19 protein-coding genes are annotated in these 22,074 nt (G+C 42.5%); 14 read left to right on the forward strand and 5 right to left on the reverse strand.

Annotation, left to right across the window (positions count from 1 at the left end; genetic code table 11):
- Positions 1 to 26 precede the first annotated feature (26 nt).
- The 3 genes from ACFI6G_RS03060 to rsmF all read left to right on the forward strand — a co-directional run bounded on the left by ACFI6G_RS03060 (position 27) and on the right by rsmF (position 5,575).
- Positions 27 to 1,364: a paraquat-inducible protein A gene (locus tag ACFI6G_RS03060; RefSeq protein ID WP_029189206.1), complete on the forward strand. Its 1,338-nt coding sequence runs from the start codon at positions 27 to 29 to the stop codon at positions 1,362 to 1,364.
- Positions 1,351 to 4,008: an MlaD family protein gene (locus tag ACFI6G_RS03065; protein ID WP_010440750.1), complete on the forward strand. Its 2,658-nt coding sequence runs from the start codon at positions 1,351 to 1,353 to the stop codon at positions 4,006 to 4,008. The genes ACFI6G_RS03060 and ACFI6G_RS03065 overlap by 14 nt, the downstream gene beginning before the upstream one ends.
- 145 nt (positions 4,009 to 4,153) lie before the next feature.
- Positions 4,154 to 5,575, forward strand: a complete 1,422-nt coding sequence (gene rsmF / locus ACFI6G_RS03070) for a 16S rRNA (cytosine(1407)-C(5))-methyltransferase RsmF (protein ID WP_016788265.1) — start codon at positions 4,154 to 4,156, stop codon at positions 5,573 to 5,575.
- A 338-nt stretch (positions 5,576 to 5,913) separates the two neighbouring features.
- On the opposite strand, the gene ACFI6G_RS03075 is transcribed toward rsmF, so the two are convergent.
- Positions 5,914 to 6,822 carry a CvfB family protein gene (locus ACFI6G_RS03075; RefSeq protein WP_016767702.1) on the reverse strand — a complete coding sequence of 303 codons (909 nt, stop codon included), beginning with the start codon at positions 6,820 to 6,822 and terminating at the stop codon, positions 5,914 to 5,916.
- A 28-nt stretch (positions 6,823 to 6,850) separates the two neighbouring features.
- Here ACFI6G_RS03075 and ACFI6G_RS03080 point away from each other — a divergent pair, with 28 nt between their 5' ends.
- The gene (locus ACFI6G_RS03080) at positions 6,851 to 8,206 is read left to right on the forward strand and encodes a hypothetical protein (protein WP_010440743.1); all 1,356 of its coding nucleotides are present in this window, start codon (positions 6,851 to 6,853) and stop codon (positions 8,204 to 8,206) included.
- Positions 8,207 to 8,268: 62 nt separating this feature from the next.
- On the opposite strand, the gene ACFI6G_RS03085 is transcribed toward ACFI6G_RS03080, so the two are convergent.
- Together ACFI6G_RS03085 and ACFI6G_RS03090 are read right to left on the reverse strand one after the other, a co-directional pair.
- A complete protein-coding gene (locus ACFI6G_RS03085) occupies positions 8,269 to 8,754 on the reverse strand; it encodes a PaaI family thioesterase (protein WP_010440741.1) in 486 nt (161 codons plus the stop codon).
- Between the two features lie 159 nt (positions 8,755 to 8,913).
- On the reverse strand, positions 8,914 to 9,801 hold the full coding sequence (locus tag ACFI6G_RS03090; RefSeq protein WP_010440739.1) for a putative PEP-binding protein: 888 nt from the start codon (positions 9,799 to 9,801) through the stop codon (positions 8,914 to 8,916).
- A gap of 208 nt (positions 9,802 to 10,009) precedes the next feature.
- Between ACFI6G_RS03090 and ACFI6G_RS03095 the strand changes: the two genes are divergently transcribed.
- Positions 10,010 to 11,068 carry a 3-deoxy-7-phosphoheptulonate synthase gene (locus ACFI6G_RS03095; protein ID WP_010440737.1) on the forward strand — a complete coding sequence of 353 codons (1,059 nt, stop codon included), beginning with the start codon at positions 10,010 to 10,012 and terminating at the stop codon, positions 11,066 to 11,068.
- 12 nt (positions 11,069 to 11,080) lie between these two features.
- Positions 11,081 to 11,563: a YajQ family cyclic di-GMP-binding protein gene (locus tag ACFI6G_RS03100; RefSeq protein WP_010440735.1), complete on the forward strand. Its 483-nt coding sequence runs from the start codon at positions 11,081 to 11,083 to the stop codon at positions 11,561 to 11,563.
- Positions 11,564 to 11,762: 199 nt separating this feature from the next.
- Here the strand turns inward: ACFI6G_RS03100 and ACFI6G_RS03105 are convergent, their stop codons facing one another.
- A complete protein-coding gene (locus ACFI6G_RS03105) occupies positions 11,763 to 12,704 on the reverse strand; it encodes a precorrin-2 dehydrogenase/sirohydrochlorin ferrochelatase family protein (protein ID WP_010440733.1) in 942 nt (313 codons plus the stop codon).
- Positions 12,705 to 13,185: 481 nt separating this feature from the next.
- Between ACFI6G_RS03105 and ACFI6G_RS03110 the strand changes: the two genes are divergently transcribed.
- From ACFI6G_RS03110 to ACFI6G_RS03135, 6 genes are all read left to right on the forward strand, one after another.
- Positions 13,186 to 14,214 carry an amino acid ABC transporter substrate-binding protein gene (locus ACFI6G_RS03110; RefSeq protein WP_010440731.1) on the forward strand — a complete coding sequence of 343 codons (1,029 nt, stop codon included), beginning with the start codon at positions 13,186 to 13,188 and terminating at the stop codon, positions 14,212 to 14,214.
- Positions 14,215 to 14,285: 71 nt separating this feature from the next.
- Positions 14,286 to 15,491 (forward strand): amino acid ABC transporter permease, encoded by a 1,206-nt coding sequence (locus tag ACFI6G_RS03115; RefSeq protein WP_010440729.1) that lies wholly within the window; start codon positions 14,286 to 14,288, stop codon positions 15,489 to 15,491.
- A gap of 1 nt (position 15,492) precedes the next feature.
- On the forward strand, positions 15,493 to 16,590 hold the full coding sequence (locus ACFI6G_RS03120) for an amino acid ABC transporter permease (protein WP_010440727.1): 1,098 nt from the start codon (positions 15,493 to 15,495) through the stop codon (positions 16,588 to 16,590).
- 22 nt (positions 16,591 to 16,612) lie between these two features.
- A complete protein-coding gene (locus ACFI6G_RS03125; RefSeq protein WP_010440725.1) occupies positions 16,613 to 17,377 on the forward strand; it encodes an amino acid ABC transporter ATP-binding protein in 765 nt (254 codons plus the stop codon).
- A 280-nt stretch (positions 17,378 to 17,657) separates the two neighbouring features.
- Entirely contained in the window at positions 17,658 to 18,323 is a 666-nt protein-coding gene (locus ACFI6G_RS03130; protein WP_010440723.1) for a Bax inhibitor-1/YccA family protein, read from the forward strand.
- Positions 18,324 to 18,480: 157 nt separating this feature from the next.
- Complete coding sequence (locus tag ACFI6G_RS03135) at positions 18,481 to 18,810, forward strand: TusE/DsrC/DsvC family sulfur relay protein (RefSeq protein WP_004733621.1); 330 nt, start codon at positions 18,481 to 18,483, stop codon at positions 18,808 to 18,810.
- Between the two features lie 50 nt (positions 18,811 to 18,860).
- On the opposite strand, the gene yccX is transcribed toward ACFI6G_RS03135, so the two are convergent.
- The gene (yccX, locus tag ACFI6G_RS03140; protein WP_010440721.1) at positions 18,861 to 19,148 is read right to left on the reverse strand and encodes an acylphosphatase; all 288 of its coding nucleotides are present in this window, start codon (positions 19,146 to 19,148) and stop codon (positions 18,861 to 18,863) included.
- Between the two features lie 88 nt (positions 19,149 to 19,236).
- Between yccX and ACFI6G_RS03145 the strand changes: the two genes are divergently transcribed.
- A complete protein-coding gene (locus tag ACFI6G_RS03145; RefSeq protein ID WP_016792144.1) occupies positions 19,237 to 20,640 on the forward strand; it encodes a methyl-accepting chemotaxis protein in 1,404 nt (467 codons plus the stop codon).
- A gap of 129 nt (positions 20,641 to 20,769) precedes the next feature.
- Complete coding sequence (locus ACFI6G_RS03150; RefSeq protein WP_010440717.1) at positions 20,770 to 21,963, forward strand: class I SAM-dependent methyltransferase; 1,194 nt, start codon at positions 20,770 to 20,772, stop codon at positions 21,961 to 21,963.
- Positions 21,964 to 22,074: the final 111 nt, after the last annotated feature.

Genomic DNA, 22,074 nt, shown 5'->3' on the forward strand with positions numbered 1-22,074 from the left:
ATAAAAAGCCTGGCTTACGTTTCAACTTGGGAGGTCGCGTGACCTCCCCATCATTAACTACCCCTTTATCAACTCAACACCAGTTGTCAACTAAATCTCCGTTAACAGCTGAATCTTCGTTAACAACCGAGCACCAGTGCGACAGCAGCTCCGTACGTCTTTGTCAGGGTTGCGAACTCCCGGTTGATAAAATGGACATCCCACACGGCAAATCCGCGTATTGCCCTAGATGTGGCACCCAACTTTATCGAGGTGGTACACCGAGTCTTTCCGGAAATCTAGCAATCGCCATCACTTGTCTGTTGCTGTTTATCCCTTCTCACTTTTTTGAATTCATTAGTATCCGTCTGATTGGGGTGATGATTCCAGCTACATTGCCATCCGGTGTATTTACGTTAATGGGAGAAGGCTTCCCACTACTTGGTTTACTAATATTATTCTGTAGCTCAATAGCACCGTTACTGGTGTGCAGTTCTGTACTCATCACCCATGTATCACTACGTTTTAAGATTTTTGTGCCATTTCGCTATTCGCTAGCGATTATCCAAACCCTTAAACACTGGATGATGTTAGACGTATTCTTGGTAAGCGTCGCGATTTCCTGTTTCAAACTACAAGATTACTCTGACATTTTTGTCGGCCCAGGATTGATAGGTTTAATTCTATTGCAGTTGTGTAGCGTGTTACTGGTAAGTCGTATTAGTGTGAGACGTTATTGGGAAGCATGGGCCAAAGAGTCAGACTACGCGTTCGCCGAGAGTAAGAACGTTCATTGTCATAACTGCCACCTATCTCAACCTGATGGACATGCTTGTGTGCGTTGTCATCATGAGTTGTATCACCGTAAGCCCTACTCTGTACAAAAGACGTGGGCGTTGTTGTTTGCAGCGACCGTCGCCATCATACCGGCAAACGTCATTCCAATATCGATCCTGATTACCAACGGACAAAGACTGGAAGATACGATTCTCTCAGGCGTTGCTTCACTAATTAATAGCGATATGTATGGCATTGCAGTGATCATTTTTGTTGCCAGTATTGTCGTGCCTGTGGCAAAAATTCTTGGCCTTGCTTACATCCTAATTTGTATTCAAACGAAGCGCGCGGTCTACCACAGACAACGTATGACCATCTACTTTATTGTTAAATGGGTGGGGAAATGGTCCGTAATGGATCTGTTCGTTATTTCGATCATGATGACCTTGGTCGACCGTGGGCAAATTTTAAATTTTACACCAGGTTATGGTGCTGTGGCTTTTGGCGTCGTGGTTGTTCTCACGATGTTGGCAGCTGAAAGCTTAGATCCTAGGCTAATTTGGGATAACTACACCTCTAAAGATGAGTCAGTGAATGAACAACAATAACCAATCACAAACGTCATATTCACCAGAAGTCAGGAAAAACAAGGGCATCTCGCCTTTGTGGATTCTTCCTATTTTGACTGTCGTGCTCGCCGGTTGGCTGGTAATGAAGTCAATACACGATGCTGGTCAACGTGTGCAAATCTACTTCTCAGACGCTGCGGGGTTAGTCGCAGGACGCACAACCATTCGATACCAAGGCTTAGAGGTCGGTATGGTTCGTGACATCACATTATCTAAAGACCTATCTAATATTTACGTTGATGCTGATATCTACCCTGAAGCTAAAAAGTTACTGTCGAAAGGCACGCGCTTTTGGTTAGTGAAACCAACGGCGAGCTTATCCGGTATCTCTGGGTTAGATGCGCTGGTGTCCGGTAACTATATTGCGATTCACCCAAGTGAAACCAAAGAAGAACCTGAAACCGTATTTCATGCATTGGAGTCATCCCCTTCCGATCTCTTGGCGTCTGAGGGGCTTAACATCTCTCTTACAACTAAAGATCTCGGCGGCGTGTCTATTGGTTCTCAAATAGTCTATCGCAAGATTCCAATTGGTGAAGTCTACAATTACCAGCTCAACGACAACGCGAAATCAGTGACAATTCAAGCTGCAATTAAAGATGAATATAGCCACATAATCACTGATCAAAGCCGTTTCTGGAATGTAAGTGGCTTGGGGGCGAGTATTGGTTTCTCTGGCGTTGATGTTCGCTTAGAAAGCTTAAGTGCTCTATTAGGAGGCTCAATTGCGGTTGATTCACCTGGAGAAGGTCAACCGGTCGAGATGAACACCAAATTCAAGCTCTACCCTGATTTGAAAACTGCGGGTCGTGGTATTTCGATCCAAATCGCCGTTCCGGACGACAACAAGATCAGTGCGACTGGCGCTCCAATCATGTATAGAGGCATTGAAATTGGACAAATCACCAACTTATCTTTGAGCGAAGGTCGCGAACACGTGATTGCTTCTGCTGCTATCCAACCTGCATTCAGTGACTTTTTAAACAGCGGCAGTAAATTCGTTCTAGAAGAAGCGGAACTGTCGCTAACAGGGATGAAAAACATCGCGAATTTGGTAACCGGCAATTTCCTTACCTTGGTACCCGGTGAAGGTGACAAGGCTCGCAAGTTTACTGCTATTCGTAAGAATGAGTTCAGTCAGGAACAGGAGAAGTCGGTCTCGATTCGTCTAACGTCGAACAATTCATTTGGTTTAGATGTTGGAACCCAGTTGTTATACAAGGGAATCGCTGTGGGCTCTATCATTAACGTAGGGTTAGTAGAAGGTGTCGGTACTGGAAGCGACAAGCACGAAGTGTTCATGGATGCTTTAATCGACAACGAATACTCTCACTTGATTAAAAGCCACAATCGATTCTTTGTTACAGGCAGCGCGACTGCAGAACTAACAGAGTCTGGATTAAGTGTAACAGTACCACCTGCTAAACAATTACTGTCAGGCTCCATCAGCTTTGTGAGCGAAGGTAAAAACCAATCTCGCACCCATTATCAACTATTTCAAAGTAAATCATTGGCAGAGATAGCAAAGTTCAATCAGACTGGTTCAAAAACATTGTCATTGTTTGCTAGTGAGTTACCTTCAATTTCCAAAGGAAGCCCACTGCTCTATCGTAATCTTCAAGTCGGCAGTATCTCAGATTTCCAACTCGCTGATGGCGGCGTAAGAATTAAAGTTACGATTGAAAACCGCTATACGCACCTAATCAACAAGCATACTGTTTTCTGGAACCGATCTGGTGTAGAAGTAGATGCGTCTTTGGCTGGGATCAGTATTAAAGCTGCACCGGTAAAAACACTGATTCAAGGTGGTATCGCCTTTGATTCGTTACCTGGAATCGACAACAAACTAGGCGACGTATGGAAATTATACAACGATTCGAAGTCAGCTCGTAAATTTGGTCGTGCCATTACGATTACTTCTGCAGGCGATCAAGAAGTCAGCAAAGGTACTACCATCAAATATCAAGGTGTCACAGTTGGTGAAGTGACCTTAGTTATTCCTAACTTTAACAAAGGTGGCATTGAGATTACGGCTCGCATTTTACCCGAGTATGTCGACAAAATTGCGGTCGCTAACAGTCATTTCTGGCTCGCAGAACCAGAGATTGGGTTGAATGGTATTAAGAACGTTTCCGCATTAATATCCAAATATATCAACGTCGAACCGGGCCAAGGTGAAAGAAAAACGAAGTTCAAACTGAGCAAAGGGCCTGTCCAGCCAGAAGGAAAGATATTCCAACTGCAAAGTGAAACACGAGGGTCTGTATCGGAAGGAACGCCTATCTTATTTCGTGAGTTAGAAATAGGTACCGTTATAGATGTCCAGCTCGGCGAATTTGCAGACCGCATTATCTCAACGATTCAAATTAAGCCTGAATTCGCATACTTGATCCGTGCAAACAGTGTATTTTGGAACGTTTCTGGTGTAGATGTTTCTATTGGCCTCACAGGTGCAAACATCAAAGCTGGGACCGTTGATAGCCTAATCAGAGGTGGGATAACTTTCTCAACGCCACCAACGAATGAACTACAACCTTTGGCAAGTGAAGACCAGTCTTTCTACTTATATCCGCAAGCGGAAGATGAATGGAAATCATGGAGAACGGCTATACCAAAGCCATAAGCCGAACCTCTGTTACGGTACATATAAATTTAACTAAAAGTGCAGCCATTGAGCTGCATTTTTATTGTTTGAAACAAATATGGTTTAGGACAATCTCATTTTGCTTTAAACTGCCCGCATTAACGCTATAAATCGAGATACCCTTTTGCACGCTAACGTATATATCCCAGAAGAATTCCTAACTCACATTAAAGGCATTATGCCAAGCCACTTAGACATGGCTTCTTTTATCGCATCTTGTCAAAAGCCACTTCGTAAAAGTATTCGAGTAAACACACTAAAAATCAGTGTCGAAGACTTTCTCGTACGTGCGAAAGATAAAGGTTGGGAACTGGAACCTGTGCCGTGGTGTGAAACGGGATTTTGGATCACCGCTAATGAAAGCGAGGCGCCTTTAGGCAATACAGCTGAACACATGTCTGGCTTATTTTATATCCAAGAAGCCAGCTCTATGATGCCACCTTCTGCATTGTTTCAAGGCGAAGAAGACTATCAAGCCGTGTTAGATACAGCAGCTGCACCCGGCTCTAAAACAACGCAAATCGCGGCGCTAATGAATAATCGCGGCGTACTGGTTGCCAATGAGTACGCTGCAAGCCGAGTGAAAGTACTTCACGCTAACATCGAGCGTTGTGGCGTTCGCAATACAGCGCTGAGCAATTTTGATGGACGTGTATTCGGCGGCTGGTTACCAGAACAGTTTGATGCCGTATTACTAGACGCCCCCTGCTCTGGTGAAGGTACGATTCGTAAAGACGCGGATGCCATGAAAAACTGGACGTATCAATCAGTGGTCGATATTGCTAATACCCAGAAAGACCTGATTGAAAGTGCGTTCCACGCGCTAAAGCCTAACGGCGTATTAGTTTACTCGACTTGCACATTAAGCACAGAAGAAAACCAACAAGTATGTCATCACCTAAAAGAGACTTTTGGTGACGCAGTAGAATTTGAATCTCTTGAATCACTATTCGACAACGCAAAAGCAACCACGACGGAAGAAGGCTTTCTTCATATATTCCCACAGGTGTATGACTCTGAAGGTTTCTTTGTCGCACGCATCCGTAAACTGGCATCTGTTACTCCACCAGAAGTTAAAAAACGCCTGGGTAAATTCCCATTTGAAAAAGCGTCAAAGAAAGTTCAACAAGAAGTCGCTGAACAACTGATGAGCACGCTTGATATAGAATTACCAACTGATACTCAAGTATGGATTCGCGATAAAGACGTTTGGTTGTTCCCTGAAGCATTAGAGCCAATGATTGGTGAGTTCCGCTTCTCTCGTATGGGCATCAAGATCGCTGAAACTCATAAAAAAGGCTACCGATGGCAACACCAGGTGGCGACAACACTGGCTACAGGCAACGAAACTAATATTGTAGAGCTATGTATTGAAGACGCTCGAGAATGGTTTATGGGTCGCGATGTACGTCCTGAAGGCCTATCGGGCAAAGGAGAAGTATTGGTGAAGTATAACGGCGCAATCATCGGCCTTGGTAAGTGGGTAGGTAACCGAGTTAAAAATGGCTTACCACGAGAGCTGGTACGCGATAAAAATCTTTTCTAATCCTACAATTAAAGGCACCGCCGTCTTTTATGCGCAAAAAACAAAAAGCCCAAACAACGTGAGTTGTTTGGGCTTTTTCTATTTCACTTGAGAAACTATTAACTGTTTTATAGCAACAGTGCGATTAGCGCAAATTAAAACATTGTCAAATCAACGTTTAATTACATAACCATCAATTCAAGTCACTATTTGTGTGATGAAAAATCGCATAATGGAGAATTTAAACTAGACTTTGCTCTATTAGACACAGAACTACAACGATTAGCGTAGGCTCTTCGGAGCCCTTTCCCCTAAGCCCAAACAGGAAGGTTTGGGCTTTTTTTTACCTATAGTTTCGCTTATTCAGCTAAACGGATGCCTTCTTTATCGATAGCAATCTTGCCTGACTTGTACAAACCGCCGATCGTCTTTTTGAATGTGCCTTTACTGGTTCTGAATGCAGAGAAAATCGCTTCAGGTGAAGACTTGTCATTCAAAGGCAAGAAGCCACCTTTCTTCTCAAGCAAATCCAAAATCTTAGTGCTTAGATCATCCATCTTGGCCACACCGATTTTTTGAAGAGACAGATCGATTTTTCCGTCTTCTTCACGAACGTTCTTGATGTAGCCTTTCAACGTTTTACCAATGAACAACTTACCGATGATATCTGATGGGAAGATCATGCCCCAGTGTTCACCGTTCACGATCGCTTTGTAACCAAGTTGGCTGCGCTCAGCGATGATAAGATCTACTTGCTCATTTTGCTTATAAGTCGCAGGCGTGTTGTCTAACCACTTGTTAAACTTCGTTGTACCAACAATGCGGCTAGATGCTTTATCAATATACACATATACTAAGATTGATTGACCTTCGTTTAAACGTCCGCGCTGCTCGCTGAAAGGAACCAGTAGATCTTTTCCTTTCACGCCCCAGCTCATAAATGCACCGGTACTGTTTACACCTTCAACCGTCATTAGGCCAAACTGCCCTACTTGAGCTATGGGTTTTTCAGTGGTTGCTGCGATCTGATTGTCAGAATCAATGTATAAGAAAACATCTAACTTTTGACCAATTTCAACACCTTCAGGAGTAAACCGTTTCGGAAGCAACACAGTTCCATAGTCGCTAGCGTCAAGGAATACACCGAAGTCTGCTTGTTTTACTACTTCTAAATTGTTTATTTGACCAATATTAATCATCAAGATTGTCTCTACTTTAAATTTGGCGGTGATTATACGTGATCTCTGATATGCTTTCGCTAGTTTCATTCATATTTTTACATTCTAGGAGACATCGTTGATCACCGTTGATAAACAAGATGCGATAACACTTAAAATTAACCATGCGATGGCAAAAACAAAAAAGCTCGACATGGACGTTTATCTATTCATTCCCGGTGAACTCGGGCTGACGCCTGAAGTGCTTTCTGAAAGTGCATTTTTTTATAGCTCGATTACACAAAACCGTGCCTACTATAGTGATAAAACACTGTTACCACTCGTACACAGTCGTTTGGCAAAACGTGGACGCTTATCAACGACTCAATATCGTGTGAGTTTGAGTTTGTTCGCATATCAATACGTTATTGCTTTAGATAAAGCCGTGAGCAGCTTAAACAAGACAGATAGTGACGACGTAACGGCTGATGAGGTCGACGAAGTCATTGAGCTTGCGTTAGATATCTTGAAAAAGCTCCGCCGAAGCATTCCTTATGAAGAAAACCTCAAACGCTACTACGCAAACATTGATAACTACCTTTCTTGGTACACAGAGCAAAAGTTCTTGTCACTGGTCTCACATATGCCACGTGGCAGTGAATATTCAACCATCAAAGAACGCCTTTTAATACTATGCGAAAAAGAGACGGCTCACCGGAAGCTCAATCGCTACAACTCCACGAGAGTTCGAGAAGACGTCACTCGTTTGAGCAACAAGATGCGTTTATTGCGCCGCTTGATTGAACACCCTATCGTGCTCAAAGAAAAGACCACCTCGATGGGAAAAAACGTAAAGCGTGCAGTTAAAGGTATCGCTACCGGTTTGGTGATGGTGGTCGTGACAACAACCGTTATATTAGCTCGTGATTTCTTGGGCGAGATTACCGCTTCTTTTATCGTTTCGATGTCATTTATCTATGCGTTGCGCGAGATCTTCAAAGATGACTTAAGAGATATCCTTTGGCGCTGGCTTCGTAAGGGCAAGCCAAAATGGAAACGTCGCTACTTTGATCCGACGACCAACAAATCAGTTGGCCACAAATTAGAATGGCTGGACTACGCGAGCTTTTCTAAGCTAGCTGATCGTATTCAGTCGATCCGTAAGAAGCGCGTGGTACAGCGTGAAGAACAAATTCTGCACTATCGTTCACATACAGAAATGTCTACCTCAACCTTCATGAGTGGTTACGAAGAGACTCGTGAAACGCTTTCTATCAGCTTGAGAGCTCTAACTCGTCTAATGGATAAAGGGTCGAACAAGGTTTATCGCTTGAACGAGGGGCAAGTGAGTCGTGAATCAGTAGAAAAGCGCCATCTACTCAACTTGATCATCAAAGAGAACAATCACGACAACGAACCAACATATTACCGTTGGAAAATCGTTATGAACCGTTCAAAAATTGTTGATATTGAAGAGATTAGCCAAGAATCGTAGAACGCCGCAGTATGTGGTAATCACATACTGCGATTTTGGTTTGTTATTGTTCGATATGAAATTTAACGCTTTGAAGGAACTTTTTTAATAGACAGTGTCAATTGAAACTCCGCCATGGGTTCATCACCATGTAAAGAAGGACAAGTCGCGATGATCGTTACGGTTTGATTAACACGTTCGCCAGTCGACATTGTTTCAGCCAGCATAGTATTGATGAGTTCACCGTCATTACATGTAAAATGCACATCAGCTTCAGGACGCTTTAAGAAGTTTCCCGTCACCTCTTTAAATGCTAACGATATTTTTTCCCCTTGCTGTTGGGATTTACTCATCGCAAGAAAGCCCCCGGCAACATCTGCGCCCACAGCTAATACACCAAAATACATACTATTTAAGTGATTCTTCGTTCGTCTTTTTAGGGGGATCTTAAGCTCGACATGCTTGTCATCAAGGGCGAGTAACTTCGGCCTGCATAACCAAATTAATGGCACTTTGAACATGCCAAACATAGTTAAGTAGAGATTTGCTTTTTGTAGAGGGGTTAGCATCCGAGTCACCTAGCATAATTAGTCCTCTGACCAGTTAATAGATTCAAGATCAAAATGTCAAAAAAATGTTACAAAAAAGAGATATCATCGGCAATGATATCTCTTTCATTCTTAAAGCATTAGTGTTTCAAATCAAACTTATAAACGTTGCGAATTGAATTACGCGGTAATCACCGTTTCAACGCCTTCAAGATCTGCGATATAGCCTTGTAAACGAGGGTAATCAACCAAACCTTGAGTCACCAGCAATACAGGTTTCTTCGCGTGCAACGTTGCTTTAACGATCATATCCAATAGGGTAATAACGGCCTCATTTTGAGGGTCAAAAGCATGTTGTTGAGCTTCATTTTGTTTATCTACACCTAATGTAAAAGATGCCAAGCTATCAACATTAACCACTACACCATCAAAATAATGCAGTAATCGTTCACTCAACAATACCGCTGATGGTACATCGCAAGAGAACAGAACTTTCAAACCGTTGAGGCCACGTGGTAAGCCTTGCTCGGCAAGCAAATCGATAATCTTCGCGGCATCACTCAATGCGCGAACGTAAGGAACAACCACTTCAACGTTGATACCCTGCTCTCGCAATGTTTTGATCACCTGACACTCTAGCGCGAATGCCTTGCTGTATTCCTGTGTCGCGTAGCGAGCCACACCACGAACCCCAAGCGCTGGGTTAACTTCTTCTACTTCACAATGACCACCTAGCAATGAACGGAAGCCATAACTATCTGCGCTGCTCAAAGCAATCCGAACTTTAGTGTGACTAGGTTGAATTGCCGCTTGAATTGCCACGACAAGTGTAGATACAAAATGTTCATCGACAGTCTTATCACCAAGAATGGCATTTAACGAGGTTTTCTCTATATCAGAAAGAGTCTCTATATGACTTTCAATACTTGGGTGATAGAAAACACGGTCCATAACCAATTCAGATAATGAAACGTAGAGATGGTTGGAATTATTATTATCGTTATAAGAAGGCAGCACATCACCTAAGACAAGTTCTGGGTGCAAAGTGCTTTGATTTTCTTGAGTCATTGCTGCTCCAGCATTTTTATATTGTGTTCAAACGAAAATACCGATAGCTGCCTGTTAATACAAGTGAAAATCCCCTATTTGCCGCCGCGCTGCTGATAATAATAAGAATATTAGCAATAACAGAGATAACTTTGACTTAAGAGAGTTTATTCCTCTGTTCAATTCCGTTATCTTAACCACTTCGCAATAGAATAAAAAAAGCTATCACATGCCATTAAAAACTGATGAGTTGAGAACCCAAGCTCTGGGTCCTATGCCAACTCCTGCCGAATTAGGCAATGCACACCCTATTACTGACGACGTTGCTGAGCGCATTAAAAATTCTCGCCGCCAAATCGAAGATATCCTAACGGGTCGTGATAACCGCTTGTTAGTTATCGTTGGCCCTTGCTCTGTACATGACACAGATGCAGCTCTTGATTACGCAGAGCGTCTAAGCCAAATTCAAGAACAGTATAAAGATGAACTGTTCGTCGTAATGAGAACCTACTTTGAGAAACCTCGTACCGTTGTAGGATGGAAAGGTTTGATCACCGATCCTAACCTTGACGGCTCGTATGCTCTTGAAACGGGCTTAAACAAGGCTCGTAAGCTTTTGCTAGACATCAATAAACTTGGCCTTGCTACTGCAACTGAGTTCCTTGATATGATCACTGGCCAATACATTGCAGACCTGATCACTTGGGGCGCGATTGGCGCTCGTACAACAGAATCTCAAATTCACCGTGAAATGGCTTCTGCACTGTCTTGCCCTGTTGGTTTCAAGAACGCAACTAATGGCAACATCAAGATTGCTATTGATGCTATTCGCGCTGCGCATGCTTCACACTACTTCTATTCTCCAGATAAGAATGGCCGCATGACAGTTTACCGTACTTCTGGTAACCCATACGGTCACGTAATTCTACGTGGTGGTGACAAAGGCCCGAACTTCGATGCTGAATCTGTCGATAACGCATGTAAGCAATTAGCTGAATTCGAACTTCCTCAACGCTTGGTTGTAGACTTTAGCCATGCTAACTGTCAGAAACAACACCGTAAGCAGTTAGACGTTGCACAAGATATTTGTGAACAGATAAAATCTAACAAGAATCAAATTGCAGGCATCATGGCGGAAAGCTTCATTGTTGAAGGCAACCAGCCAATGACAGACATCAATAACCTAGAATACGGCAAATCTATTACCGACCCATGCCTTAGCTGGGAAGATACTGCAACAATGCTCGACATGCTTGCAACGGCAATTAAAGATAGAAATTTAGCTTAAGGACACAACACAATGCCATCATTTGACATTATCTCTGAAGTAGAATCAGTAGAACTACGCAACGCTGTAGACAACGCTAACCGTGAACTATCGACTCGTTTCGATTTCCGTGGCGTAGAGGCTAGCTTTGATTACAAAGATGAATCAGTAAAACTGAGCGCTCAAGACGATTTTCAGCTAAAGCAGATGCGCGATATTCTTCGTAGCAACCTGACAAAGCGTAATGTTGATCCTAACGCGATGGAAGCAAAAGCCGCTGATCAAACAGGTCGAACTTGGCACCAAACGGTTATTTTTAAGCAAGGTATCGAAACGGATGTCGCTAAAAAAATCGTCAAGCTAATCAAAGACAATAAAGTGAAAGTTCAAGCCGCTATCCAAGGCGACAAAGTTCGAGTAACGGGCAAGAAGCGCGATGATCTGCAAGCGGTTATGGCCTTAGTTCGTAGCGCTGAGCTTGGTCAACCTTTCCAATTTGATAACTTCCGCGATTAATTATACTGACAATAAAGCGACGGCTTTAATCACCGATCGCGAATAGGCAGCACCGCAGAAGGTGATTTCGATACATAAACAATTATCGAAGATGCAATTGGAAAAAAGCCACTTCTTTTAGGGAAGTGGCTTTTTATTTGTCGGAGCATTTTTCCAGAACATCGACAGTCTATTTAGATTTTTCCGAAAAGCTCTTTCCTCAATCTAATACTCTCGCAGAAGACAGTTTCAGATCTTTACCTGCCAGTAAATTAAACTCTACGCTTGCTGGTGGAATGAAGACACACACTCTTAAGTTTTCCGCTCTTGCTTGCTCTAACTTGGTAGAAAGCTCACCACTGTTAGCATAGCTCTCCCTTTCCGCGTCTCGACGACACAAATCGACGAACTCGAATGGACAATCATTCGGAGCAAGAACAAGCTCCGCTTCTTGCATCAAACGTAAAGCTTTCATTGGCAACAGCTCAATATCTTGCTCGAACTCAATCCAAGTGACCTGTCCTTCATTGTCAATGCCTTCAGTCAACGCTTGTTGGTAATACGCTTCTAATTGCTCTCTGTCTGCCACCTGCTCTATAAAACTTGATGACAGAAACCGTTCCCAAAACTTACGACGCTCGTCGACAGTTGGGAATGACTCTTTGATCGAATTGCGTTTTGATGCACCAAAATCTGCGATCAACCCTATGTTTTGCGGAAGTATCGTTTCGAGTTTTTCTCTAATATTTCTCACTAAAACAGGTGATGCACCGCCGCTAGAGATCGCAATTTGGATTCTTCCGCGATTTATCATCGAAGGAGTAATGAAGTCACAATAAGGCAAATCATCGACCACATTGACTAAAATACCCAGTTTTTTCGCATCATTATGTACTTGATGGTTAAGACTTGGATTGTCTGTAGTCGCCCAAACTTGTAGATAATCTTTTGAGATAATTTGTGACGAGTAAAAGTTTTGTACCCAATGAAGTTTACTCTCGTCAACTAGCTGCTTTAAGTATGGTGCAACCTTGGGAGACACCAAAGTCACATTAGCCCCTGCTCTTAATAAGCTATCTACTTTTCGGCAAGCAACCTCACCCCCACCAACCACTAGAATTGGCTTATTCTCTACATCCAAAAACATTGGGAAATAACGCATGTTCTTCCTTGAGACTACTTCAATAACTATTCAACCATGCTACCAAATTTGGAGCACATTAATAACTATCCAAGTGTAATAAAAATATTTATTCACCAAATTTCAACATTTCTTAAGTTTAATGTTTCATCATTGTGATGTTGATTCAGAATATTTATCTAGTCGATTATCAATATAAAAATCTAAATCTTGTTGCACCAACAGTGTGAACCGTTGCACTATTTACATTCACTTAACATTTGGTCATTCTAATTGTGTTCGGATTTGTGATTTCATTCAAAATTCTTTTTAAATTATACATTTGTGAAAGTACGGATCCTTTCCTAACCTTATAAACAGTTGCTTAAATCGCACACAGTTTCATTTGCAAAATGCAACAGGTTTGATTTGAGTAACAAGGTCATAGAAAACGCAACACATATAGAAAAACTCAAACGAGCACGAGTATCAGGTGTCACCTGGTTAACAAGGAAGGATACAAATGACAAATAAACTAACACTTCTTGCTTCAGTAGTAGCTGCATCAACTGCGATGATGGCAACATCAGCATCAGCGGCAGAAAGCACTCTGGACAAAGTCACATCTCAAGGCTTTCTAACTTGTGGTGTAAGTACAGGTCTTCCAGGGTTCTCTAACCCTAACTCAAAAGGTGAATGGGAAGGAATCGATGTTGAGTATTGTCAAGCGCTTGCAGCGGCTGTACTCGGTGACAAGACTAAAGTTAAGTATGTACCTCTAACAGCTAAAGAACGTTTTACTGCGCTTCAATCTGGCGAAATCGACGTACTATCTCGTAACACAACATGGACATTACATCGTGACACGGCTCTTGGTCTGAACTTCGTTGGCGTTAACTACTACGATGGTCAAGGCTTCATGGTTAAGAAAGATCTTGGTCTTACAAGTGCTCAAGAACTTGATGGCGCTTCAGTATGTGTTCAATCAGGTACAACGACTGAGCTTAACCTAGCCGATTACTTCCGTAACAGCGGCATGTCTTACAAGCCAGTGGTATTTGATACAGCAGCGCAGACATCTAAAGGTTTCGACGCGGGTCGTTGTGACGTTCTTACTACAGACCAATCTGGCTTGTATGCACTTCGCTTAAACCTAGCTGATCCTAAATCTGCACAAGTACTTCCTGAAATCATCTCTAAAGAGCCTCTAGGCCCTGTGGTTCGCCAAGATGATGACAAATGGTTTAACGTTGCTAAATGGACACTTTCAGCAATGATTAATGCGGAAGAGTACGGTATCTCTTCTAAAAACGCTGACGAAATGCTGAAGTCGAAAGATCCAAACATCAAACGTATTCTTGGTGTAGACGGTCCTAAAGGTAAAGGCCTTGGTATTCGTGATGATTGGGGTTACCAAGTAATTAAACAAGTTGGTAACTACGGTGAGAGTTTTGAACGTACTGTTGGTACAGGTTCTCCACTTCAAATTTCTCGTGGTGTAAATGCATTATGGAATGCGGGCGGCTTTATGTACGCTCCACCAATCCGTTAATAAATTTTCAAGCATCAACTAGGGCGGAGTTTTCCGCCCTATTTATTAAATGGATTTGAGGTTATAGTAGTATGAAACCTAATGAAACTATTTCTCCAGCTCAGACAAAGCCACAGCCCAAAAGTGCCAACCTGTTATACAACCCCACTTTTCGCTCAGTCATTTTTCAAATTATCGCTGTCGGAGCTCTTTGTGCCTTCTTTTACACGATTGTAAACAACGCACTCACTAACTTAGATTCCCGTGGTATTGCCACTGGTTTTGATTTTCTCTCCCAAGAAGCTGGTTTTGGTATCGGCTTAACACTCATCGAATACGACGAAACATTCTCATACGGTCGTACTTTCTTTATCGGTCTTCTCAATACCGCTTTAGTTTCAGTACTAGGCATCATGTTAGCCACAGTACTAGGCTTTAGTATGGGTATCGCTAGACTCTCTTCGAATTGGTTAGTTAGCCGATTTGCAGCTATCTACATTGAGATATTCCGAAATATCCCTCTTCTTCTACAAATCTTTTTCTGGTATTTCGCCGTTCTTCAAGCATTACCTTCCGCTCGTCAAAGTATGAGCCTCGGTGAAGCCATTTTCTTGAACGTGCGTGGTTTGTATTTTCCTGCGCCAGTATTGGAACAAGGCAGTAGCATTGTCATCGCTTCATTAATTGCCGGTGTTATCGCTACTTTTATCATCAATATTTGGGCTAAAAACAAACAGAAGTTAACTGGCCAACAAACACCTATGTTGCGTATTGCGGCAGCGTTAATTATTGGTTTACCACTGGTTACTTACTTCATTATGGGTATGCCTATCTCGGCAGATTACCCAGTATTGAAAGGGTTTAACTTCAAAGGTGGTATTAGCATTATCCCAGAGCTTGCTGCATTAATGCTTGCTTTAAGTATCTACACAGCGGCATTCATCGCGGAGATCGTGCGTTCAGGTATTAACGCGGTGAACCATGGGCAAACAGAGGCTGCAATGTCTCTAGGCATCCCTCGTTCAAGAACACTTAAGCTGGTAATTATTCCACAAGCCTTAAGAATCATTATCCCACCTCTAACCAGTCAATATTTGAACCTAACTAAAAACTCATCACTTGCGATGGCCATTGGTTACCCTGATCTTGTGTCCGTTTTTGCAGGAACAACGTTGAATCAAACTGGACAAGCTATTGAAGTAATTGCGATGACAATGGGCGTCTACTTAACCCTGAGCCTATTAACATCCGCTCTAATGAACATATACAACCGCAAAGTAGCGTTGGTGGAGAGATAAGATGAGTACACATCAATTTCAACCGGACCTTCCGCCTCCAGCGAACACCGTTGGACCTGTCGGTTGGTTACGAAAAAATCTATTTAATGGTCCAGTAAACAGCGTTGTTACTGTGGTTCTAGCCTACTTCGCTTTTACCCTTTTATGGGCTGTAGCAGACTGGGCATTCCTAAGTGCAGATTGGATAGGAACAACACGAGATGCCTGTACTAGTGACGGCGCTTGTTGGGTTTTCATTAGCGTTCGTTGGGATCAGTTCATGTATGGCTTCTACCCTGAAGCCGAGCTGTGGCGACCTCGCCTTTTCTACGCAACGTTAGCTTTTTTTGTCGCGATATTAGCTTACGAAAAAACACCTAAGCGTACGTGGATTTGGTTATTTTTTGTAAACATCTACCCTTTCTTGATTGCTGGTCTTCTTTACGGCGGTATCTTCGGATTGGAAGTGGTTGATACACACAAATGGGGCGGATTACTGGTTACACTGATCATTGCTCTTGTCGGTATTGTTGTATCGCTGCCTATTGGTGTCGCGTTGGCTCTGGGTCGTCGTTCAGAGATGCCAATCATACGCAGTATGTGTACCGTTTACATTGAGATCTGGCGTGGCGTTCCGCTTATTACGGTTCTGTTCATGGCATCAGTAATGCTTCCACTCTTCTTATCTGAGGGAACAGAAACCGACAAACTGATCAGAGCACTTGTAGGTGTTGTGTTATTCAGTGCCGCTTATATGGCAGAAGTAATTCGAGGTGGTTTACAAGCAATACCAAAAGGCCAATACGAAGCCGCGGATGCACTGGGATTAAGCTACTGGAAAAAGACCGGGCTTATCATTCTACCTCAAGCCTTAAAAATCACGATTCCTTCAATTGTGAACACCTTCATTGGTTTATTCAAAGATACTAGTCTTGTATTGATTATCGGTATGTTTGATGTTTTGGGAATTGGCCAAGCCGCGAATACCGACCCTGAATGGCTAGGGTATTCAACAGAAAGCTATGTATTTGTCGCGTTAGTGTTCTGGGTATTTTGTTTTGGCATGTCGAGATATTCGATATGGCTAGAAAACAAACTTCACACCGGTCACAAACGATAATTAACAAGATCAAGGACGTATTATGACGCAGCAAACAGAAAACAACTCTCAAGGTCTTATGATTGAGTTGAAAGACATGAACAAGTGGTACGGTGAGTTTCACGTACTAAAGAACATTAACCTTGAAGTTAAAAAAGGTGAGAAAATCGTTATCTGTGGCCCTTCTGGCTCAGGTAAATCAACGATGATTCGTTGTATCAACCGATTGGAAGAGCACCAAAAAGGCGATATCTTCGTTTCAGGTAATGAGCTGACTGAAGACTTAAAAAACATTGAAGCCGTGCGCAGAGATGTCGGCATGTGTTTCCAACACTTCAACCTATTCCCTCACCTAACGGTTTTGGAAAATTGCACGCTCGCTCCTATTTGGGTGAAAAAGATGCCTAAGGAAGAAGCTGAAGCGATTGCAATGAAATACCTAGAGCGCGTAAAAATCCCTGAGCAAGCAGACAAATTCCCAGGTCAGCTTTCAGGTGGTCAGCAGCAACGTGTGGCGATCGCTCGTTCTCTATGTATGAATCCTCAAGTTATGCTTTTTGATGAACCAACGTCGGCACTCGATCCAGAAATGGTTCGCGAAGTGCTAGATGTAATGGTCGAGCTAGCTGAAGAAGGCATGACCATGCTATGTGTAACGCACGAGATGGGTTTTGCTAAAGAGGTCGCCGATAGAGTAATCTTCATGGATGCAGGTGAGATTATTGAAGAAAACAATCCTGTCGATTTCTTTGAAAACCCACAATCAGATAGAACACAAAACTTCTTGAGCCAAATTCTGCACCATTAATGTGTTATGATGCATAAACTAAAGAGGCGGCTTCGGTCGCCTCTTTGTGATTCAAGGTCAAGACAAAGAACGGCATTCAATATCATTGAAAATTAGAATATCGATCTAATGCAACGTTTTATTCCCCATTAAGAAATAATTTGTTACATCTTCAGAAACACTTAACCGACTATTTTGATTATTATTTTAGGTATACAAGAGGAATGAAAGACTTGATTTTTCGAACTTTCACCCCCATAAATGTACTAATAACTATTGAAGTCACCTTACGAGGAAGATTATGAACAGCCCTATGTTTTCACGCACAACATCTCAAGAAAGTGCTCTGCAAACCAATAAAGTATTGCGTAATACTTACGCACTACTGTCTATGACACTACTTTGGTCTGCTGTTGTAGCAGGCGTATCTATGGCGATGAACCTTCCTCGTCCTGGTCTTATTATCATGCTAGTTGGTTTCTACGGCCTACTTTTCTTGACTGAAAAGAACCGTGACAACAGCATGGGTCTAGTCTTCACATTCATGTTTACAGGTTTCTTAGGCTATACCATCGGTCCAATCTTAAACATGTATGTTGGTGCAGGTATGGGTGATGTCATCCTTACGGCACTAGGTGGTACGGCATTGGCATTCATGGGAGCGTCAGCTTACGCTCTTACAACAAAGCGCGACCTTTCATTCCTTAACGGTATGTTAATGGCCGGTTTCGTTGTACTGCTAGTCGGTATGGTTGCAAACATCTTCCTACAAATGCCTCTACTATCTTTGGCAATGAGCGGTATGTTCATCCTATTCTCTACTGGTGTTATCTTGCTAACAACGCAAAGCATCATACGTGGTGGCGAAACGAACTACATCTCAGCAACGATCAGCTTGTATGTTTCTATCTACAACATCTTCATCAGCCTATTAAGCATCTTAGGCATTATGAACAGCAACGACTAATTACCTAGCGTTGAAAACTTAAGCCCAAGAGACTATCTCTTGGGCTTTTTTATACCTGTAAGTACAATATTTTTCTAGATGACTACAATATCTATTGAGTAAGGTAAACTGGGTCATGTACCCTATTCTTATAGTATAATTTGATTCTGGACTAAACATGTTTGAATATAACGGTAAGCAAATCGAAACCGACGCTCAAGGCTACCTATTGGACTACACACAATGGGAAGAAGGCATGATCGAAATTCTTGCTCAAGATGAAGCTATTGAACTGACTGATGCACATTTGGAAGTCGTACATTTTGTAAGAAGCTTTTACGAAGAATTCAAGACTTCTCCAGCCGTTCGTATGCTTGTGAAGGCGATGGAAAAAGCTCACGGCCCAGAGAAAGGTAACAGCAAATACCTTTTCAAGTTATTCAAGAAAGGTCCTGCGAAGCAAGCAACCAAACTTGCCGGTTTACCTAAACCAGCAAAGTGCCTGTAAAAGACTAGCTGTTTAAGGTAACCCTCAATATCAATACTGTAGTGCGTTAACTACAGTATTTTGAATTCGCCAACACGTACCACTCTAAGATCTGCTTCTGTAACATCATATTTGACAACATGGTCGACTGTCGCACTAGCAGGTCCTATTTGTAACCAAGCGTACAACTTATTAATCTGCTCCATCTCTCCGACAGCTAACACTTCAACTCGCCCATCATTCAAATTCATGGCGTATCCTGAAATATCCAAAGCTTGTGCTTGTCTACTGGTGTGATAGCGAAAACCAACACATTGAACGACGCCCGACACGACAAATATACATTGTGAATTTTTCATAACGTTGCCTCATAAATTATATGAATGATATAGTTGCCATTCTATTCATTCACCGCTTATTGGTGGACTTACTTCGAGTATAACGATTATGAAAGAAATCCCATTTCGTTGGATTGACAAATATCTCATTCACCTAAAAATCCAAGAAAAGTTCTATCTACTCTTCTTATTGCCTCTTCTCGCCCTAGTGATATTAACTCTCGTTTTAGATAGCGCAGCGGACTCTTTACTTGCCCACCTTTATCAAGAAGAAATGCTCTTGATGAAAGGCCTTATCGAAGCAGGCCAACTCACTAAAGATCAAGTCGCTCAGCTTGTTAGTCATTCTGAAAGCATTTCTCTAGGCTATGGTACGGGATCCGTTTCAGTGATGAACGGCGCGTTCAGCTTAGTCGCAAACCATGATCAAAACCTATGGTCGGCTTTATCTACAAAGCAAGTTTCTATCATTGCGGTTACTCTGACCTTAATTGCGCTTGGCGTTTATTACATCATGACTTTCATTGGCGGAGCGATGTTCTCCATGAACAAAGCATTGAACACTCTCGCCAATGGTGATTTAACTTGCCGTATGAACTACTTCTTAGTTCGTGATGAGTTCAGCGAAATTGCGATCACTATTGATAAGGTTGCCGAACGTGAGCAAAATATGGTTCTATCAATCCAAGAGTCTGTCGCACTCATGCAACAGATCAGTTCGGATTTGAATCAGTCAACACAACAAAGCTCAGATATTTCAGGTAATCAACAAGAACACCTGAATAGTTTGGCAAGTGCGACGGAACAAATGGCAGCGACAATTCGTGAAGTCGCTACCCTTGCTCATGAGTCTAGCTCACAAACGATGGACGCTCGCGGCGTGGCCCAGAGCGGTCAAGTAAAAGTTTCAAACACATTGGAGTCTATCTCTAACCTATCTCAAGAGATCCAATCCGCTTCACAAGCAGTAGAAGAGCTTGATGCCAACGCGGCGCAGATCGATGAGGTGGTCGCAACCATCAATGGCATTTCAGAGCAGACCAATCTACTCGCATTGAACGCGGCTATCGAAGCCGCTCGTGCCGGCGAGCAAGGTCGTGGATTCGCTGTTGTTGCCGATGAAGTTCGTGCCCTTGCAGGTCGTACTCAACAAGCAACTGTTGAAATCCAAAGCATGATTGAATCATTACAACGTAACAGCCAATCACTAACCAAACTGATGGAAATAACGGTAAACAACGCTAATGAAGGCCAGACACTGATGTCAGAAGTGAATGTCGAGATCGGCTCTTTAGCAGAAAAGAATCAATCTATCTCAGACAGTAGTACTCAGATTGCTACAGCCGCGGAAGAGCAAGGTGTTGTTGCAGATAACATAGCTCAAAGTGTTGAGGATATTCGTCATCAGTCAGATAGCATCTGTGAAATGATCAGTAAGAGCAATTCCAATGTTGACCAACTTCGTAAACAAAGTGATACGATGGAAGGTTTGCTGACAGGTCTCAAAGCTTAATACTTATATCTAGCCAGTATGTGCTGATTAATCATTACTAGGGCTGCTTGTGCAGCCCTTTCTTATTTGCTTTTCAACTGTACTTCCTCGACAATACCCCTCCTTCAAATTCAACAAACAGAGTAAATTATGACTCCTTCAATTCATCTAGCTAAAGGCCGTGACAAATCACTACGCCGTAAACACCCATGGGTATTTTCACGCGGTATCGATAAAGTCGAAGGCGAGCCAAAATCAGGTGAAACTGTAGACGTATACACTCAAAATGGTCAGTGGCTTGCAAAAGCGGCTTACTCACCGGAATCTCAAATTCGAGCTCGTGTTTGGACATTTGAAAAAGAAGAAATCAATAAAGCATTCTTCGTAAAACGAATTCAAGACGCGCAATCTTTGCGTGAAGATATCATTGAACGTGATGGTCTAACTGGCTACCGCCTTACTGCAGCAGAGTCTGATGGCCTTCCCGGTATCACAATCGACAAATATCAAGATTTCCTCGTATGCCAATTACTTAGCGCCGGAGCTGAGTTTAATAAGAACATACTTGTTGAAGCTTTAATTGAATGTTTCCCTGACTGCAATATTTATGAGCGTTCTGACGTAGCAGTCCGTAAAAAAGAAGGCTTAGAACAAGTTGTTGGCGTACTTCACGGTGAAGAACCACCTAAATCAGTGGTCATTGAAGAAAACGGTGTGAAAATCAGCGTAAACATTATCGAAGGCCATAAAACGGGCTTCTATATGGACCAACGTGATAGCCGTAAAGAATCGATGAAATACGTTAAAGGCAAAGATGTCCTTAACTGTTTCTCGTACACAGGTGGTTTTGGTCTGTATGCCCTTAAAGGTGATGCTAAGCGTGTAATCAATGCAGACGTTTCTCAATTAGCTCTTGATACAGCTAAGTTCAACGCTGAGCTGAATGAGTTCGACATCTCGAAAAAGCGTGCAGTATTCCTAAACGCAGACGTATTCAAACTACTTCGCGAATACCGAGATCAAGGCACGAAGTTCGACGTAGTGATCATGGATCCACCAAAATTCGTTTCAAGTAAGAACAACCTGACATCTGGCGCGAACGGCTATAAAGACGTTAACATGCTTGCGATGCAAATACTGAAACCAGGTGGCACTCTACTCACCTATTCTTGTTCAGGCTTAATGGGCGCTGACTTATTCCAAAAAATCATTGCTGATGCGGCACTAGACGCAGGCAGAACCGTAAAATTTGTCGAGCGCTTCGAGCAAGCAGCCGATCACTTAACAGATACAGCCTATCCAGAAGGTTTCTACCTAAAAGGTTTTGCTTGTAAGGTCTTGTAATCGAGTTCCTTGACTCGCTCTCAAGCTTTCGAGCCAAACATTTATCATAAAAAAGACCACCATTGAAAATGGTGGCCTTATTCTTTTCGGCCTATCCAGCCTAAACTACTG

It is taken from the genome of Vibrio sp. PSi01 (assembly GCF_054960695.1).